15 protein-coding genes and 1 pseudogene are annotated in these 18,393 nt (G+C 45.1%); 5 read left to right on the plus strand and 11 right to left on the minus strand.

Translation table 11 applies throughout. From position 1 onward, the window contains the following. Position 1: 1 nt before the first annotated feature. The gene (locus Xish_RS10125) at positions 2 to 2,161 is read right to left on the minus strand and encodes a thiamine pyrophosphate-dependent enzyme (RefSeq protein WP_099117757.1); all 2,160 of its coding nucleotides are present in this window, start codon (positions 2,159 to 2,161) and stop codon (positions 2 to 4) included. Between the two features lie 350 nt (positions 2,162 to 2,511). Between Xish_RS10125 and Xish_RS10130 the strand changes: the two genes are divergently transcribed. Both Xish_RS10130 and Xish_RS10135 read left to right on the plus strand, forming a co-directional pair. After that, positions 2,512 to 3,624, plus strand: a complete 1,113-nt coding sequence (locus Xish_RS10130) for an AraC family transcriptional regulator (RefSeq protein ID WP_099117758.1) — start codon at positions 2,512 to 2,514, stop codon at positions 3,622 to 3,624. Between the two features lie 77 nt (positions 3,625 to 3,701). Further along, entirely contained in the window at positions 3,702 to 3,992 is a 291-nt protein-coding gene (locus Xish_RS10135; RefSeq protein ID WP_099117759.1) for a type II toxin-antitoxin system Phd/YefM family antitoxin, read from the plus strand. Positions 3,993 to 4,141: 149 nt separating this feature from the next. Here Xish_RS10135 and Xish_RS10140 read toward each other — a convergent pair whose 3' ends face one another. From Xish_RS10140 to Xish_RS10180, 9 genes are all read right to left on the minus strand, one after another. After that, a complete protein-coding gene (locus tag Xish_RS10140) occupies positions 4,142 to 5,038 on the minus strand; it encodes a SphA family protein (RefSeq protein ID WP_099117760.1) in 897 nt (298 codons plus the stop codon). 59 nt (positions 5,039 to 5,097) lie between these two features. After that, a complete protein-coding gene (locus Xish_RS10145) occupies positions 5,098 to 6,699 on the minus strand; it encodes a phytoene desaturase family protein (protein ID WP_099117761.1) in 1,602 nt (533 codons plus the stop codon). Further along, positions 6,696 to 7,496 (minus strand): cyclase family protein, encoded by an 801-nt coding sequence (locus tag Xish_RS10150; RefSeq protein WP_099117762.1) that lies wholly within the window; start codon positions 7,494 to 7,496, stop codon positions 6,696 to 6,698. Before Xish_RS10150 ends, Xish_RS10145 begins: the two co-directional genes overlap by 4 nt. Before the next feature lie 40 nt (positions 7,497 to 7,536). Next, on the minus strand, positions 7,537 to 8,076 hold the full coding sequence (locus Xish_RS10155) for a flavin reductase family protein (RefSeq protein WP_244185988.1): 540 nt from the start codon (positions 8,074 to 8,076) through the stop codon (positions 7,537 to 7,539). Positions 8,077 to 8,091: 15 nt separating this feature from the next. Continuing rightward, positions 8,092 to 9,336 carry a styrene monooxygenase/indole monooxygenase family protein gene (locus tag Xish_RS10160; protein ID WP_099117763.1) on the minus strand — a complete coding sequence of 415 codons (1,245 nt, stop codon included), beginning with the start codon at positions 9,334 to 9,336 and terminating at the stop codon, positions 8,092 to 8,094. Between the two features lie 38 nt (positions 9,337 to 9,374). After that, positions 9,375 to 10,163 (minus strand): SDR family oxidoreductase, encoded by a 789-nt coding sequence (locus Xish_RS10165; protein WP_099117764.1) that lies wholly within the window; start codon positions 10,161 to 10,163, stop codon positions 9,375 to 9,377. Positions 10,164 to 10,352: 189 nt separating this feature from the next. Continuing rightward, entirely contained in the window at positions 10,353 to 11,324 is a 972-nt protein-coding gene (locus Xish_RS10170; RefSeq protein ID WP_099118723.1) for an Rpn family recombination-promoting nuclease/putative transposase, read from the minus strand. A gap of 80 nt (positions 11,325 to 11,404) precedes the next feature. After that, positions 11,405 to 11,926, minus strand: coding sequence for a GNAT family N-acetyltransferase (locus Xish_RS10175; RefSeq protein WP_099117765.1), 522 nt, complete (start codon positions 11,924 to 11,926; stop codon positions 11,405 to 11,407). Continuing rightward, positions 11,923 to 12,204 (minus strand): type II toxin-antitoxin system TacA family antitoxin, encoded by a 282-nt coding sequence (locus tag Xish_RS10180; RefSeq protein WP_099117766.1) that lies wholly within the window; start codon positions 12,202 to 12,204, stop codon positions 11,923 to 11,925. Before Xish_RS10180 ends, Xish_RS10175 begins: the two co-directional genes overlap by 4 nt. 412 nt (positions 12,205 to 12,616) lie before the next feature. On the opposite strand from Xish_RS10180, the gene Xish_RS10185 reads away from it, so the two are divergent. Next, a complete protein-coding gene (locus Xish_RS10185; protein WP_099117767.1) occupies positions 12,617 to 13,897 on the plus strand; it encodes a bifunctional O-acetylhomoserine aminocarboxypropyltransferase/cysteine synthase in 1,281 nt (426 codons plus the stop codon). Positions 13,898 to 14,128: 231 nt separating this feature from the next. On the opposite strand, the gene Xish_RS10190 is transcribed toward Xish_RS10185, so the two are convergent. Beyond that, positions 14,129 to 17,248, minus strand: coding sequence for an inverse autotransporter beta domain-containing protein (locus tag Xish_RS10190; RefSeq protein WP_099117768.1), 3,120 nt, complete (start codon positions 17,246 to 17,248; stop codon positions 14,129 to 14,131). A 374-nt stretch (positions 17,249 to 17,622) separates the two neighbouring features. Between Xish_RS10190 and Xish_RS10195 the strand changes: the two are divergent. Together Xish_RS10195 and nadS are read left to right on the plus strand one after the other, a co-directional pair. Further along, positions 17,623 to 17,954, plus strand: a pseudogene (locus Xish_RS10195) (type II toxin-antitoxin system RelE/ParE family toxin). A gap of 1 nt (position 17,955) precedes the next feature. Further along, entirely contained in the window at positions 17,956 to 18,264 is a 309-nt protein-coding gene (gene nadS, locus Xish_RS10200; RefSeq protein WP_099117769.1) for a NadS family protein, read from the plus strand. The last annotated feature ends 129 nt before the right edge of the window (positions 18,265 to 18,393 follow it).

Genomic DNA, 18,393 nt, shown 5'->3' on the forward strand with positions numbered 1-18,393 from the left:
GTTAAAAATCATATTGATGACGACGTTTAACATCACGACGTTGCAAATAGCCGATAAGCCCATTGCGAATACGATGGATCAGCCGATCCCAACGATTGGGATTGATAATGATCCGTGCCTTAAAGAAAGAGGGGCACAACACTGCCGCGTGAGATAATTCCCCGCACAACCCACAGCCCACACAGCTATTTAAAACTGTTGTCACCGGATCGGTACGCAATGGATCAGGATTCGGTTTAATCGATAGAGAAGGACAACCTGACAGACGGATACAGGAGTGATCGCCTGTGCATGTATCAGGATCAACCCCAAATTGTTCTCGGACGATCCGTTTTCCTTCCGCAATCGCTCCCTTGATCTTTACCTTCTCGCGCCGTTGTTTATTCAACATGCATTCACTCTGTGCGACCAGGACTTTTGGCCCGTGTTCACCTGTTGTCAGTGCCTCGCGTAAGGTATTCATCATAGCTTTGAGATCGTAAGTACGTTTGAGCGTGCGTACCCATTTCACCCCAACACCCTTGACGGCTTTTTCAATGTTATGGCCGGTACTGCGATGGGGATTTAACGCTGTTGAAGAGGGAATATCCTGCCCTCCGGTCGCGGAGGTATAACTGTTGTCCACAATGATGGTCAGATTGTCGCTGCGGTTAAAAACACTATTCGCTATGCCACTGGTTAAGCCGTTATGCCAAAACCCGCCATCCCCCATCACTGCGATTGCCCGCTTATTCGCCACCGGTGTATTCAGTGCTGCCGCACTCGCAGCGCCTAATCCATACCCCATCGTGGTATTGCCCAAATTAAATGGCGGCAAAATAGCAAACAAATGACAACCGATATCGGCACTGATGTGATGTTGCCCCAGTTCCCGTTCAATCAACTTCATCGCTGTAAAGATGGGGCGCTCTGGGCAACCGGTACAAAATCCGGGTGGGCGGGTATGAACCGCATCTTCCAGAGGATCTTTTATCGGTAAGGTCACGGCGGGGATACGTACCTGACAGGCAGACACCGCACTTTCCACAGTAATTTTGCCGTAACGTTCAAGGAAAGCACGGAGTCCCGACAACACGGTAGCCGTGTTATACTCTCCCGCCATTGGCAGTAAATCCTTGCCATGTAATCGAGTCTCTATCTCACACTGGCGCAAAATATTAGCGACATTCTGCTCTACAAAATTGGGCTGACCTTCTTCCAGCACTAAAATTGCCCGCTTGCCATGACAAAAACGTTCAAACTCTTCATCGATCAACGGATAGGCGACATTCATGACATACAGCGGAATTTGGCTATTGCCAAAAACATCCGCCAATCCAAGCAAATTTAAGGCACGGATCACGGTGTTATAGCATCCACCTTGCAGGGCAAGGCCGACATCATCAGCCTGCTCGGCGAAAAATTCATTCAGATTATGCTGTTGAATAAAGCGCACGGCCGCAGGCCAGCGATCTTGTACTTTCTCTTTCTCATGCAGAAAACTGGCGGGCGGCAAAACGATACGGCTGAGATCGCGCGTCGGATTTTCCAGCGCATTCTGAATCATGAACGTTGACGAACGATTTTTCTCACACACAAACCGACCATGCACATGGCAGGCACGAATACGCATTTGTAACATCACTGGCGTATTACTGGCTTCCGATAGCTCAAATCCCATCTTCACCGCCTGTACAATTGAAGGCAGATTGGGGCGTGGATCGAGTAACCAGATCTGGGATTTCATGGCGAAAGCATGGCTACGTTCCTGCATAATGGAAGAACCCTCACCATAGTCTTCACCGACGATAATCAGTGCTCCCCCCACCACACCTCCCGATGCCAGATTTGCCAACGCATCCGAGGCAACATTCGTGCCAGCCGTTGATTTAAACGTGATAGCTCCACGCAGTGGATAATTCACGGAAGCGGCAAGCGTTGCAGCAGCAGTGGCTTCACTGGCACTGTTTTCAAAGCGAATGCCATATTCAGATAAAATATCCTGCGCATCTAACAACACATCCATCAGATGGGAAATTGGCGCCCCCTGATAGCCGGCTACATACGCCACACCAGATTCCAGCAGGGCTTTTGTCACGGCAAGTATGCCTTCACCACTGAAAACTTCGCCCTGATCCAGACGTAATTTTTTCACTTCCTCGATAAATGATCGTTCAGCCATGTTCACCTCACATGCTTTACGCCTTTTTAGTTATCTTTTATGTAATGCGGGTATTCGTTAATGGTCAATGCATGATTTGTCATGTAATTGTGATTTATGCGGTGATTGGATAAAGTGCGCAGCAGATGGATAAATAACAATGGCCAGTGCCCATCATAAATATATTCATAATCATATATATTTCATTTAAACAATATATGGATACTGTTAGCAGACAATTGAATATTGAATAAGGTTAATACGGTTATTTTTTTATATCCCGAATAATCAAAACAGGGAATAAACACGTTATTAGCGGGATATCTCACACACCATAGCAATTATATGATTGGCTAGAGGTATCTGAAATTATGAGTAATTCGTGGTCTCGCTACTATTTTGAATCTAAAAATACTGGCTCTAAAAATACTGAATCAAAGCACACTGATTTTAGAAGAACAGAATCAAGATATTCATCTTCAAACTGTTCAGATCCCAAATATGCAATAACAAAAATTGGGGCGCATCTTAATTCGCCAGAACATTTGCTTTTTTCATCCAACGATCTTGATGAAGTTAAATCTATGGTCGGACGGGTAATGCAGCCTCATCAGCTAACTATACTGGGCAGTAATCAAAAACTGGATGCCAGAATGCACTATATTCCACTTGGGGATATTTCCATGAGCCGATTGCGTTATGGTACCAACGTTGAAATCATCCCAGGGGAATTGGATTCGTTCTTTCTCATCCAGATGCCGCTGTCTGGCTGCGCTGGTATTGAAAGCGGCGACCAGTGTCTTGTTTCCACTCCCAATCTGGCTTCCATTCTCAGCCCAAATCAACACACTTCTATGCGCTGGAATACCGATAATGATCAGTTTATGGTCAGGATCTCCCGCTCCTTGCTGGAAAGAACGCTGGTTGGTCAATTGGGACACCCTGTGGATCAACCGCTGGTATTTGAGCTGGGATTTGAGTGGCAACGCTGCCAGGCATGGCGCTGTCTGATGCCGTATCTGCTGGAATGCACTACCCAAGTGCCCGACATCCTGCAACATAAACTGATTACCAACCAAATAGAACAATTGATTTCCGTTACTCTGCTGTCCACCCATCAACATAATTACAGTGAAACACCCACTAACCGCCGATGTTCCATTCGCCCACGGCATGTACGACGAGTACAAGAATATTTGCAGGCTCATGCCCACGAACCCATAACCGCAGAGCAGCTCGCTCAAGTGGCAGGTGTCAGCCTGCGCAGTTTGTATGCTGGTTTCAAGGAGTTTCTGAATATCAGCCCGATGCAGTATTTACGTGACCTGCGCATGGAACATGTCCGCTCAGAACTTCTGGCAGGAGAGGCCGCCAGCGTCACAGGCACCGCCCTGCGTTGGGGGTTCGCTCATATGGGACGCTTTAGCGCAGAATATAAAGCCCGCTATGGTGAGACGCCGAGTGAAAGCCTGAAACGTGGATAAAGTGATATTAGTTAACCAAATTGACCAAACCAATAAAAACAGACATGCTCAATATTTACACACCAAGAGGTAATGCTATGGAAAAGGTTAACATCTGCGATGCGAAAACTAACCTGTCCAAAATTATCCGGAAAGTTGCTCGCACTGGAGATCCAGTGGTGATAGCTAAAAATGGTCATGCACTGGTTAAAGTCATCGCATACAGAGAAGAGAAGCCTAAGTGCAAATTAGGTTTTCTCAAAGGCAAAGGTCGTGTTCCCGACAATTTTGACGACATGAACAGCGCCGAAATTGTTGATATGTTCGAAGGAAAATATTCTTTAGAACCAAATAACGTCATTTCAAGCAATGCATCGTCAATAAACTGAGAAGTTTTTCGTATTTTAATGTGATTATTTATTTGACATAGCTAATGTATAAAAATAAACGCTACCCATATTAATGAGCAGCGTTTATTTTTATTTGTAACCGTATCATTTTATTTCCCTATATGACTCTATATAAAATAGATACAGCCTTAAAATGGGATGGCTGCTTTTAAGAAAATTTGGGAACCCGATGGGCGATTACTGACGATAAAGTCTTTTTGCCACTTCAAAGTAACCAGCCAGCCTTTATCATTGGCATAGCGAATAGAAGGACCAAAGCCAACCGCCCTTGCTTTACCTTGTGCGGAATTTGCCCCACTATCATGAGTGGCCTGCTGAAACGCATAACCGCCAACGCCCACCACCAGCCCGTTGCCAACGCCCCAACCCAGTGCATAATCGGCATGAAGTGCCTGACCGGAAGTTGTTTTGGTGTCTTTGTTACGGAAGTTGACATCATACATCACTTTTAAATCTGCATTGATGCCACTAACAGGGAAATAACTGATCGCCCAGACAGGCTGAGCTGTCCAATAGTTTTTTCCCAGATTAGCAAGATCATTGCGGCTATAGTGGCCTGTCGGCGCATTAATATTCAAGCCAATAACATAAGCCAAATCCGGCGCGGGATGGTAACCCAAGGCAGGGCCAAAGGTGATGTCCCCTATTCCTTTGCTGTTGTCATGTTGACCAGCAGCGTTAGCGGTGACATCTAATAACGGCACGATAGCATGATAAGCCAGTTGGCCGCCAAAGGCCTGATTTTCAGTCACCCAAACCAAGCGAGGAGCAAGGACGTTCACATTGACTTTAAAACCAGGAACAGGGATCACATCGCCGTGATTTCCCTTAAGCTTGTTATAGTGAATATTGCCACCATAAAACAGGGCATGAATGCCTGCTGGTGGTAAAGCACCGGACAAATAATTATCCAAGCCATCAGGATAAGCGCCAACACCGCCCTCTGTTGCCATAGCCGGCGTGCTTAGTATTGCTGGCAGAGATAAAACTACGACATAAATGAGCCGTCTGAATTTTGACGTCATATAATCCTCCTCTCTGTAAGAGATGAATCGATAAAAAATGAAATGATTGGCTACTTTGATCAGCGTCGCGCAAGCCGGCGGGCGACAAGATAGCCGGAAGTCCCACTGAGTCCGGGGCCAGGATGGGTTGAAGCCCCAATGTGAAACACGTTACTGACAGAGGTTTGATGCGCCTTTGCACCTTGCGCAGGGGCAAATGGACGTAACCAAAAAAATTGGTCAGGTGAACAAATACCTGAATAGGGATCGCCCCCTGATAAATTACAATTCAATGTCTGTAAATCCGCCGGAGAATAGGCTTTGCGGCCAACAATTGAGGATGAAAAACCAGGCATCACCATTTCCAGACGAGCCTGTACACGATCCGCAACCGCTTCGCGGATAACCTCATTCCATTTACCATCGGCGGGAATAAGAATTTCTCCCGCAGCATCGCCTTTTAGCTGTGTCGGCAACTCCTGCATTTGAATCCACAAGATCCATCCCCCTGCTGGGGCACGGGAAGGATCAAGAACTGTTGGCTGACCGATTGCCAGTGTCGGATGGCTCGGCAGATAACCGTTGTTGGCTTGTGTCACGGATAAACAGACTTGTTCCATACTCTCTGTTAAATGAACAAGTGGTACATGGCGCAATTCATGCTCACACCACGGAGGAGGGGAATTCAACGCAAAATGAACCTGCATTCCCCCGCGGCCATAACGATAGTTCCGCGCCCGTTGCAGGAGAGTATCGGGAACCTTATCCAGCAAGTGACCATAAAGTTGTTGGGGTGTCACATTGCAGACCACAGCCTCACTGGCGTGATAAATCTGCCCTGCAACCATAACACCAGAAGCTCGGCGCTTGTTCCCCTGCTCTTGGGTGATGATGCGGTCAACGTTAGCATGAGTGATAAGCTGGCCGCCGTGTTGCTCAATGATCCCTGTTAGCGCTTCTACAATGCGCAAACTGCCGCCTTTTACCACCGGCATCCCGCCGGCAACCACAGCAGCAAAGGTAAGCTTACCTATCAAAGCGGAGCTGGCATCATCCGGTCCCAACCCCGTATGCAATACCCACGGCGCCAGCAAAGCGCGGCTAAAATCAGACTGTAATTCACGTTCAGCCCAGCGCCGGAAAGTTTCCACTGAATTGCCGGCAAATTCAGTCAATCCATCAATACCGCGTTTGCGCCACTCAGAAAACAGCAATTTGAGTATCCCGAAACCATAGGGATTTTGCCCTAATAAGCCAAAGATCAACGCGGCATCATCATGGAGGATTTGCTGTGCCATGCGAATCAATGTCTCTCCGTCACCCATTGCAATGTCATCAAGCCGCAAGGCTGAGGCCAGAATATCCCGCTTTAAGGCAATTCCCTTGCCATTGGGTTGAACCAATCCCGTTGAATAATCACTTTGCAGAAATTCCAAGCCTGCCTTTTCCAAAGCAGGTTTAAGCGCTTGATAGGCTGGACTGCCCAAAAACAGCGGATACCAGCAAGAGAGCACATCATGGGTATAACCGGAAAAAAGTTCTTCCGTGCGAATACAGCCGCCAAGTACCGCATTGCGTTCCAGTACCAAGACCGACTTACCCCATATTGCCAACAAAGCGGCACATACCAACGAGTTTATGCCACTGCCGACAATAATCACTTGTGGCTTGGAACCTATCATGGTATCTCTCCAGAGAACGAGTCAACCAATGCCAGCACACGCAGCGGGCTTCCCGACCCTCCGCCAATTTTGAGCGGTGCGGCAATAATCACCACGCCGGTTGGCGGCAACAAATCGAGGTTCTTCAAACATTGCAAACCATATTTATTCGCTCCGTGCATCAAGGTATGACAAGGATAAGCTATCGGCCAGTTGTAGGATTGGCCGGCATCCGTATTGATTGTTTCGACCCCAAACCCTCGAATATCCCGCTCATGAATCAGCCATTCCACCGCTTCCTGACTTGGCCCTGGCGTATGGGCACCATCATCATGCATATTGAGAAAACGAGCCGGATCGTCCGATCGTTTTGACCAATCTGTCCTGAACAGCAACCATGCGCCGGCAGGAATACGCCCATGCTGCTCCTCCCAGGATTGTAAAAACTCAACCGTCAATATCCAGTCTGGATCTTGTGCCACCTGCTGGCTGGCATCCACTACCACAGCAGACGCCACAAAATTCTCCAAAGGAATGGTATCAACGCTGTTATCTGGGTGATCTTTACCGCTTACCCAATGTATCGGCGCATCAAAATGCGTTCCGGTATGCTCACCACAACTAAAATTGTTCCAGTACCAACCTGGACCATTCTCGTCATAGTGAGAAATGCGTTCTATATTGAATGCCCAGACTTGCCCAAATTGGGCAGGCAACTGCAAGGCCGGAAAATCCGAGGTCAATGTTTGCGTAAGGTCGATGATTTTCACATTGCCCTGATTTAACGCAGTGACAAACGCACTTAACGGACTATTCATTAATCATGTTCTCCTGAATGTTTGCTAACAGAATCATTTTTTATATTCCGTGAACATCATGCAGACCGGTAAACATGCCGCCGTGAAAAACCAATGGTTTACCTTCGACACTAGCAATTCGTTTGACCTGACCAATCACCAGCAAGTGATCGCCAAGATGCGTTTGTTGGTGATTGGCACAAACCAGCGTTGCTATTGCTCCCCCAATCGAAGGGATACCTTCAGGCGTTTCCTGTACCGGAATACCCTGAAATTTATTTTCTACCCCCGAACTCGCAAAACGCAGGGCCAATTCCTGATGGTCATAACTCAAGATGCTGATGGTGAAATATTCGCAGTCACGGAACACAGACAGATTAGGTGAATGATTAACCAAACTCCAGAGCACCAAAGGCGGTTCCAGTGAAAGTGAAGCAAATGAGTTGATAGTCAACCCCACATTACGCCCCTCAGCAGTGCGCGTCGCGACAATGGCAACACCGGTCGGGTACTTTCCCAACAGCTTACGCAAGGATCTCGTTTCAAACTCAGTTGCACCCCATTCATTCATAAACAGTGGCATTTGGGTATTTATACTCATATTCATTTCCCCCGTTTATGCCCGAATTTCTTCAATCATCTGTGAATGGATGTATTCTTCACAGGAATGGGCATCTTTCCACCATGGAAACAGTACCGGAGGATGGTTAAAAGCATTGGCAATTGTGCTGGCGAGTGCGGGCAAGCGCTGGGCTGCTGCTAATAATTCCAGAACGTGTGGCTTTGGTGGGACAAGAAGGCTGTTTGTCCATTCCACAACGTAATGACCATATTTCCAGAATTGTTCAAACGTGTCGTGCATCCATTCAGCCGTAAACGGTTTGTCACCATGGGCAAGAATGGCCTCGTAGTAGACTTTGCAGGCTTTTGTTGCATTATTCGAACCTTGCCCAGTCAGCGGATCATTCGTCACCACCGCATCCCCCAGTCCAAAAACCTGGCGACCAGAAGGCAAAGTCAGCACTGGCTTACGCACCACTGGCGCAAAACGGCCCGCCAGAATGCCATTTTCATCGGTCAGCTCCACATGCTGACAACGTTCCGACTCCCACGGCAGGAAAGTTTTGAGGATCTGCTTGCTATAGGCCAGATGTGCCTGCGGTGTTCTGGCCTCTTGCCAGCCATCCATTGCTCCCCCTGGAATACCTTCAAACACCATAATGTCGCAGGGACCATTTAGGGTTAGGGCAGGAAAAACGAAATATTCCCCTACACCAGGGATCAGATTAAAAGAAACACGGGAATATTCAGGGGTTGGCAACATACCATTCACATAGGTCAATGCCAGTGCGCGCTGAGGTTTATCGTAGGGAGAACGTGAAGCATCGCGTTCCAGCAATTTTACAATCTCTCCTTTTCCGCCCGCCAGAATGACCAGCTCATGGCTGGCAGACAGGCGCTCCAACTCTGCAACCCCCACATCGCTAATTTCCAGATTACCACCACGCGAAACAAATAATTCCAGCCAAAATGGCATTTTGATACGTTGATCGACAGCCTGTGCATATTTATCGAGTCGGGAACGCCATTCAATTGCCTTGTCATTGGGAATTTCGGGATGGGGCACGGTGAAACCGATACCTTCAACGTGCGGGCATTGTGTTTCCCACTGATTCAATCCCAAATCACGTTCAAATTGCAAAGAAGAATCGAACATACACTGACTTGACAGAACCCGACCATTGCGAACATCATCAGGCGTGCGGTTGGTGACTACAGTGACTTGGTAGCCCTTGTCAAGCAGACCAAGGGCCAGAGGCAGTCCAGCTTGGCCACCTCCGACGATAGCGATACGACGCATAGTATTTTCCTCTTTTGTTTGGGATGGCGGAACTGAACCTATTCCGCCAACCGTGGAATAGCGGGTTTCGCTTGTTCTGGTCCCATTGTTGAGTAACCACCATCAACGGCATAATCCGCACCAGTTACAAAACTCGCCAAATCTGATAAGAGAAATGCCACGACCTGCGCAATTTCTTCGGGATCACCGACACGACCAAGCAGATGATAATCTGCGGCAACATCATCGGCTTTCTGGCGCTTCCCCTGAGTTAGTTCATCCATAACCCGTGACCAGGTCCAACCTGGTGAAACCGAATTAACGCGGATATGGTCAGCAGCATAATCCATTGCCATGCTACGGGTGATTTGCAGTAATGCGGCTTTCGAGGCGGGATATAACCAGCGGCCGGTCTGGGCAATAGAAGAGGAAATGCTGGTGAAGTTAACAATAGCGCCGCCTCCCGCTGCAATGAGATAAGGCCGGACAAATTGGGCGGTCAGAACAGCACTGACCACATTGGTATTCAAGGCTGTCAGCCATGTTTCACGGCCAGCATCGGCACCATTATCCAGATAAGTGGCTGCAAGGTTGACGAGGTAATCCAGACGACCATAATAAGCAACAACTTCATGTATTGACTGAGAAAGTTGTTTGTCGTCCGTAATATCGACATGCCAGAAACGGATGGATTCCGGTTGCAGGCAGGCCGCTTTCTTCCCGCCTGCCTGATCAATATCAAAGATCGCGACCTTAACCCCATATTCACTCAATACCTTGGCAACGGTTGCCCCAATTTTGGTAGCCCCACCAGTGACAATAGCGACTTTATTATTTAAGCCCTGCATAAGGATTCCCCTTTTGTCATATGCCCACCAGAGTGATTAATCAATAAATCATGAGGGGTATCATTACGTGAAATAGGGAGATGCAAGTAGCCGCTATATGCAGAAAATAGCCATTCAGTGCAGATTTGACATCTTACCCGCCCCAAAAATGCGGGTAAGAAAATACGAAAAAGAGATTAAAGTGAGGGATTATTGCAGGGAGAGCAGTTCTTCACGGCTTAGGCCGGTCGTTTCCATAATCAGCTCGATACTGACACCGTTTTTTAACAGGTTACGCGCTATTTCTAATCGCTGACGTTGAGCCTCTTCTCTACCTTGTTGAAGCCCCTGTTGAACCCCCTGTTGAAGGCCCTGTTGAACCCCCTGTAAAATGCCCTGTTGAACACCTTCTTTCCGGCCTTTTTCCTGTAATCGTTGCGCAATACTCACAATCACCTCCTGATGACTCTCTGTTTGTTCAATCAGTTGCTGGATTACCTGTTCAAAATGCGGTGAATCCATCGTATTAAACAGGTAATTAAGGATAGTAGCCACATCGTGGTCACTATTATAATTGTGTTTCAAAACCTGTGCCAATAGTGTGGTCACGACCTTAAATCCTTCCCGCAAATTTTTATGCTTCATTGCCAGTTCCATCACGGCGATTTTGCGATGATTCACCAGTTCGTTATCATCAATCACCGTCACATCGACTAGCGGAAACGGATTAAAGTACAGCTCTTCTGCCAATTCTGATAACGAAAAGCATTGTGTCCAGATTTGCTGGAAAGGATAAGGGCTGCGATCACCGTGGTAAAACAAAACGGGCACAACCAGCGGCAGTTCCTTGTTTCCCTGTTGAAGATGCTGATTCATGGCCATAAACGAATAGTGCATCATTCGCCACGCCATCATTTTATCTGGGGTAGACTGATGTTCAACCAGGACATATATATAACCATCCCCCTGTTGCGTTTTCACCGAATAGAGGACATCCGACATTCTCGAACGCAACTGCCGGTCAATGAATGAAGAATTGGTTAATGTTAATGTACTCAGGTCACACCGTTGTTTGATTTTTTCCGGCAGATGAATGTCAAAAAAATCTTTGGCGTTTTCAATCTGGGTCATAAACCCCTTGAAAGCCGCGTCATGGGGTATGGTGGTGGTCTTTTTATTCATCATGTTTAGGTCGATATCTTAATTTTAACAATAACTTATACCGATATTAAACCCATTTCATAACTCGATAATTAATTTTATTATGTACTTTTTGGGGCGACATTAACTAACGGAAAAAATAGCATTAACGGCTCATTTTGTAACTCAATAAATCCATGATAGGTATAAAATTCAGCGGCTTTAGCGTCTTTTGCATCCACTGTCAGTGCATACGAACCTATTGTCAGCTCGTTCGCTACTCTCAGTAGTGCATTACCCAATAGAGCGCCCCCTAACCCCTGCCCCGTATATTTTTGATCGACAGCCAGCCTTCCCATTTTTACTACCGGCACCATAGAATAAAGAGGTAATTTTTTCGCTATATTTGGTGGCAATTGATTAAGCAATACTGTTCCCGCAGCCAGTGTATAAAATCCTCCGACAGAGTTAGTCGTTGTGTCAATTGCCACATAACATGTGGTAATACGGCGACGTATATCTTGTGTTACTTGTTTTTGAAAATATCGATTAATCGGAGCTGACTCACTATTAAATTCTGACCGATTTATACTAATGCTATCGTCTAACTGAGTAATGAAAAATGGCTTATCGCTATTACTCATTGTGATTCCTTTAACAACTTTTTATTTCGCTCAAACGCACGATTCATTGCTGCGTTAGGTTCTGGAGGATCAATCAGAGCCTTAGCGAAATTCTCCTGATTTTCAAGCGACAGTCGAATGATGTTAGATTGTTCAATGGTTCGTGTAGCCGCGTCCTGTATAACGCTGATAACAAAATCAGTCATAGTGCGTCCCTGAATCTCTGCTGCTCGTTTTAATAATGTACGTAGTTCTGGGCTGATCCTTGCTTCAAATCTAACTGTATTTGTAGTAGCCATATGCTTACCTCCTGAACAAAATGTACGGCACATTGCCGTATATATCAATGAAAATATCATGAAATAAGCCATAAAAGAGGCCAATCAAGACTGTGTTGGTAAACCCAAGGCGACGCTCCGGCGTAGCCTTCTTTATATGTTAGCCGTTTAAAATATAGATAGTTTCGGTAAGAAAATCGGGTAAATGCAATAAATGCAATAAATGTGAGTCATATTGGTTTATTAATACGTAGGTCATAGTGATGGCTGGTTGACATGACGTTGAAAAAATAAACCTCTTTTCTCAGTTAATATCAAATTGATATCCATTGAGATTTTTTTATGATATTGCTTATTTATAGTGCTATTTTGTAATTTTGATTGTCAGTCTCAAACATTTCAGTATTCCTTCACTTAATTACAGGAAATGACAATGAAATTAGAAACTTTATCCATCCATGCAGGTTATTCACCCGATCCAACAACCAAAGCCGTTGCTGTCCCAATTTACCAGACAACTTCCTACGCTTTTGATGATTCCCAACATGGTGCTGATCTGTTTGATTTAAAAGTGGAAGGTAATATTTACTCCCGCATCATGAACCCCACCAATGATGTATTGGAAAAACGTGTCGCCGCGTTAGAAGGCGGAATTGCGGCGCTGGCGGTCGCTTCGGGCATGGCGGCAATCACTTACGCCATACAAACCATTGCCACGGTCGGGGATAATATTGTCTCTGTCGCAAAATTGTATGGCGGAACTTATAACCTGATGGCACACAGTTTCCCAAATATGGGGATTGAAACCCGTTTTGTTGACCATGACAATTTCGCTGTCATTGACACCCTAATCGATAAAAGAACCAAAGCCGTCTATTGCGAATCCATCACCAACCCAAGCGGAAATATTATTGATATTCAAGTACTGGCCGATATTGCCCATCGGCACGGCATTCCGCTTATTGTCGATAATACCGTTGCAACGCCTTATTTATGCCGACCATTTGAGCATGGTGCCGATATTATCATCCATTCCCTGACCAAATATATTGGCGGACATGGCACCTCAATTGGTGGGATGATTGTCGATTCAGGCAAATTCCCCTGGACGGCGCATCAGGATCGTTTTGCCGTTTTAGGCACACCAGATCCTTCATATCACGGTATAACCTATACAGAACATTTTGGTGCTGCTGCCTTTATCGCTCGCTGCCGTGTTGGACCACTGCGTAGCACAGGTGCAGCATTATCGCCTTTCAATGCCTTCCTGATGTTACAAGGGCTGGAAACATTAGCATTGCGTATGGAACGCCATACTGAAAACGCCCTGAAAATCGCACAATATCTGGAAAAACATCCTCAGGTATCTTGGGTGAACTATGCGGGATTACCTGCACATCCTGAACATGATTTGGCTATCCGTTATATGGGGGGCAAGCCAGCGTCTATTCTGTCTTTCGGCATTAAAGGCGGGGAAAATGCAGGTGTACGCTTTATCGATGCCCTGCAATTGATTGTTCGTTTGGTTAATATTGGTGATGCCAAATCTCTGGCTTGTCATCCAGCCTCAACAACCCATCGTCAGCTAAATGATGAAGAAATGGTAAAAGCGGGCGTTTCACGTGATTTAATTCGCTTATCCATCGGTATCGAACATAGTGATGATATTATTGCCGATCTCGCACAAGCGCTGGAGGCAGCAAAGACGCAGTAAAATCGTTGCTAAAAGCGGTGATACCAGAATACTGCAAATGTCTTACTCAGTAATTTTTGAGCCTGTGTTTAAGGGGCGGATCAATTAAAAAATGATTGGCAACAGAGGCATAGATGTTTTAGATCCTAAATTACATGGATTGTAAAAGACTTAATCACAGCGCCTAATCTAATAAAAACAGGCTCAAGAGTATTGAGCCTGTTTTTTATTACTTATCTCATTGATTTGTTTCTAATTCCTAAGAAGACAGAGTACACTTCCAACATCTGCTCTACCCGCAGAAGTTATAGAAGTCATTTCAAGTTTATTTATATCAAACCCAGTAAACCCATCAGTGTTTCGTGCATTGTAATGTAAGTTATTATATACCAGTAGAATGTTTGCATTAGGATTGCCCTTCTCTATCAAGTTCCAATCCATGATATTGGAAAACTCTTCAAGTAACGTTGTGCCATATTTTTCATTATGGACATCGTAATTAGGATTTGTGGGGTCTGTATAAGATAATGGCCACAAATCTGTCACTCTGACTGATGCTAAATCCCACATGCTTTTTTGCGGCTGCCCACCAGCCGACAAATACGTCTCACATTGCGTTGTTTTTGGGGTTGCAGTTTCTGTATTCATAAAATAACGCAAAGGTTTTATTGTATAAGTGTAGGTACGGATTGCTCCCGTCTGCTTGTTAGTTGCAGTCACCCTGAACTTCGTCGGCACCATTTCTAAATTCAGTGAAATATCAAAAGTGAACGGTAATATTCCCTGAGAGTTCTTATGAAGACTATAGCCATTAGATGCTTTTCCTGAGACTACTTCATATTGTGCTTCTTCAAGGTTAGGATCAATAATAGGCTTAGCTGGATCACTTCGTAGCTCTGCATGTAAGTGGGAGAAGAGGTTATGAGGTCCATTCTCATCACTCTTAAAGAATTTATCGACTTTTGGATTAGACCGATTATAAACATAAAGCCCAACAGGCTTCTCCAACGATTTAAAGTTTACGATAGTGTTAGCAACTGCTTCCGGTTTTCCATTTCTCGTCACCACTTGCAGCTTGGCCTTGACCTTATCAAGACCAACAGAGCTGGTCAGGGTTGCGGTTAAATATCCCTGATCATCCGTGGTCAATTTTTGGTTTCCGAACACCAGCGTACCTTCTTTCAGCAGCTTACTGTGGTCATACTGGCCGTTCTTATCTACATCCCAAATCACCTTATCATGACCTAAGGTCAGATGAGGTATGGCATTATTGGTGGCGTCGGTCACTTTAGCCTTATAGAAATAAGCCTGTTTTCCGTCACTATTGAGGTCATCAGTCGGTGTGACTTCAATCCCATCAATCTTAATGTCACCGATGAAAGACACCGGATTCTCTGCGTATGTCGTCGTTTTACCACCATCAATGGAGGCGCCGACTTTCACATCTTGCATAGGCATGGCACTGGTTAAGGTCGCAAACAACCGTCCCTCGGCATCCGTTGTGTCTTGCACGGATGTCCATTTCATGCCATCCGCCAGTTGCTCAGGATACCATTTAGTCTCCACTTGATAGTTTTGCAGTGGGTTACCCGCTTTATCTTTTACAGTGGCCGTAAAGGTATAACCATTATCTCCTGCAAGAACAGGTCCATTGACCAACGGCTTGACAGATTTAACGCTAAAGTCAGAAATCAATCCGCTAAAACCAATAGTACCAATCTGTTTTTTGGGCATGCCGGGCATTTCTAAGAAAACTTTCACATCTTTCAACGGCTGAGAAGTGGTTACCGTTGCCTGCAATTGCCCCTGATCATTGGTTTCGCTCGGTTTATTCCAATCCAGAGTCACACTCTTATCTTGTGGCTCAAGAGACCAGATAACATCATCAAACGAAGCATTGCGAATAATATCGCTATCGTTTACACCATGCGCGAGCGTTGCCAGTAAATTATAACCGTTCTTATCACTATTGGCTGAAGGTGCTAATTTTTCAGCCTTAAATTGTTTGACTGCAAAAGGCTGTACGGTCACATTCAAAAGTGCGGGCTTGGCAAGCTTACCGTTATTTTCTTCCGCAATTATATTGATCGTATGAGTATTCTGGCCATTGGGAACATATTGAGGCAATACAAGGGCAATAAGTTCATTACCGTTACCCACAGCGGAAACACTGCCGCCATTTTTCTGAAATGCCTCATCTGACTGCCATATTATGCGTTTAACTCGTGATTTTTCGTTAGCTACCACCTGTATTGGGGTTGGCCATTTTTGTAAGCCATAACCCACGATAACATTCTCCGGCAGCATCAATTGCAGTTCTTGTGATTTCTTCCTGTGATCAAGAACAATATGGTTATTTCTTTCCACTAAGTCATAGCGGCTACCTGCCAGGGTACGCATCGAAGCAACACTACTCGGCGAGAACTGATCACCAATAGGTATCCCAAACCGATAATTCAGGTTGGCCTGAAACAGGGTTTCACTGTGCCCGCTGCCGCCATATTTGTAATCCACTCCCATTGTTATCAGTGGGATCGGCGTATAATTCAGGCCAACTCGTCCCAGACTGGGGTTTTTCTGTTTGCTGTCACGATTGAACAGCACAACGTTATCACCAAAGTATTGTTCAAAACCTAACATACCCCCCAGATTGGGGTAAGCGGGTAAATAGAATTCGCCATGCAGATCAAAACCGTTAGCAGGGCGCTCTTCCCAATCCTGCTCTTTCAATGATTGACGCCAGTCTGTCAGGCGCCAGTAGCTATTCGCAGAAAGTTTGACATAATCTGTCCAGGCTTCTGCTCCTGCCCCAAGACGCTGGTTTTTACCGGTGACATCATGGTCATAGAAAGTATTCAACCCATACATCCAGTTGGGTGTGAAATAACGTCCGCCCAGACCAACATTCACGGTATGACGGCTGTCTTTATGACGATAACCAAATTGGGAGAAAACCAGCCAGTCGGCTTTATTGTCATAGATCGGCAGCAACAGATCCAAGGAGCCGTTATCCAATTTGCCTTTTCTATCGAGGCCAAAATTAATTTTGGCAGTACCAAACTGTGATAACCATCGCTGGGTTTCGTTGGATATTGTTCCGTTGATTTTTCCTAACGCGTAGGCTTTCGCCTGCTCGGTCAGTTGGGAAGGGGAAGACGACAAGACTTGCCCCACCGTCTGAAGATTTTGTGCAATTAAACCAGCCGTTTCACCTCCTCTCTCATTTAAGTTATTTGTATTTGCCACTTTCTGCGCTTTTTGTTCCGTGTTTTTTTCACCTATCGCCAATGTATTCATTGAGATAAATGGCAAACACAGAGAGCCTATATAGAAAAACCACTTGATAGACTTATTACTATTATATGAGCCCATATAAAGTACCTCATGGAATATTTGATGTCCCAACACGAAATAAGAATAAAAATTAATCTTTTTGTGCACTTAAGATAAGTTAGGTGACTTATTACCAATCTGCTTAATGAAATATTGTTATGAATTGATAAAATATAGTTATTACTTTCTATTTTGGATGGAAAATGATGATATGAGGTTCGAATCAGAATAAGAAGTTACGCTGGACACACAATAAAATATGGGTTCTTAATACCGCATTATTGATATTCTATTCAATGTCAATTTAAGCGGAATCAGTAGTGCGATTAAAGGATGGAATAAATTTGTAAGTTATGCGGGTAATTTTAGATTTGCAGGGGTACTATGTACTCTCTCGTAAAGGAGGTTTGCCGGTGAGTCATGCTATAGAATTTATCGAAACAAGTATGTTTACCCGACAGATACAGGAAATTGCTACTGATGATGAACTTAAAGAACTGCAACGAGAGCTTATCGAGTTACCAGAGAAAGGTGATCTAATACGTGGTACTGGGGGTTACGTAAACTCAGAATGGCTATAGGCTCACAGGGAAAAAGCGGTAGTGCCAGAGTTATCTATCTTCTAGCAACTGAAGATATTATCTATCTAGTAATGGCTTATCCGAAAAGTAAGAAAGATAGCTTAACGGATGCCGAAAAAGCAGAACTGAAAAAACTAACAAAATTACTAAAAGATGAGGTGTAACATGAATTTTTTTGACGAGTTGAAAACATCCCTTGAAGAAGCAGTTGAAATTAAAAAAGGTAATAAAGCCGCAGAGCGTGTGACTCGATACGAAATTGCCGATGTTAAAGCGATCCGTGCTCAACTGAATATTTCACAGGCAGAGATGGCAAAAGCTTTAGGTACTAGCATTGATACCATTAAGAGTTGGGAACAGAAGCGCCGAAATCCGACAGGGCTTGCGGCAAAGGTGTTAGCTATCATCCAAGAAAACCCTAATTTCTATAAGGCTTTGACTACCATTGAGTTGCCGATATGTCACAAGTACTAAATAGGAATCCAAAGGAACTCCCGATTTAGTACTAAAATAATGGCGGTAAACTGATGCCTACTACACTATCCCTTTTATGGCCTATTTGATGACAAGCCCCAAAAATGCAGCCGCTTAAACCAAGCAATC

Source organism: Xenorhabdus ishibashii (genome assembly GCF_002632755.1).
Taxonomy (GTDB): Bacteria; Pseudomonadota; Gammaproteobacteria; order Enterobacterales; family Enterobacteriaceae; genus Xenorhabdus; species Xenorhabdus ishibashii.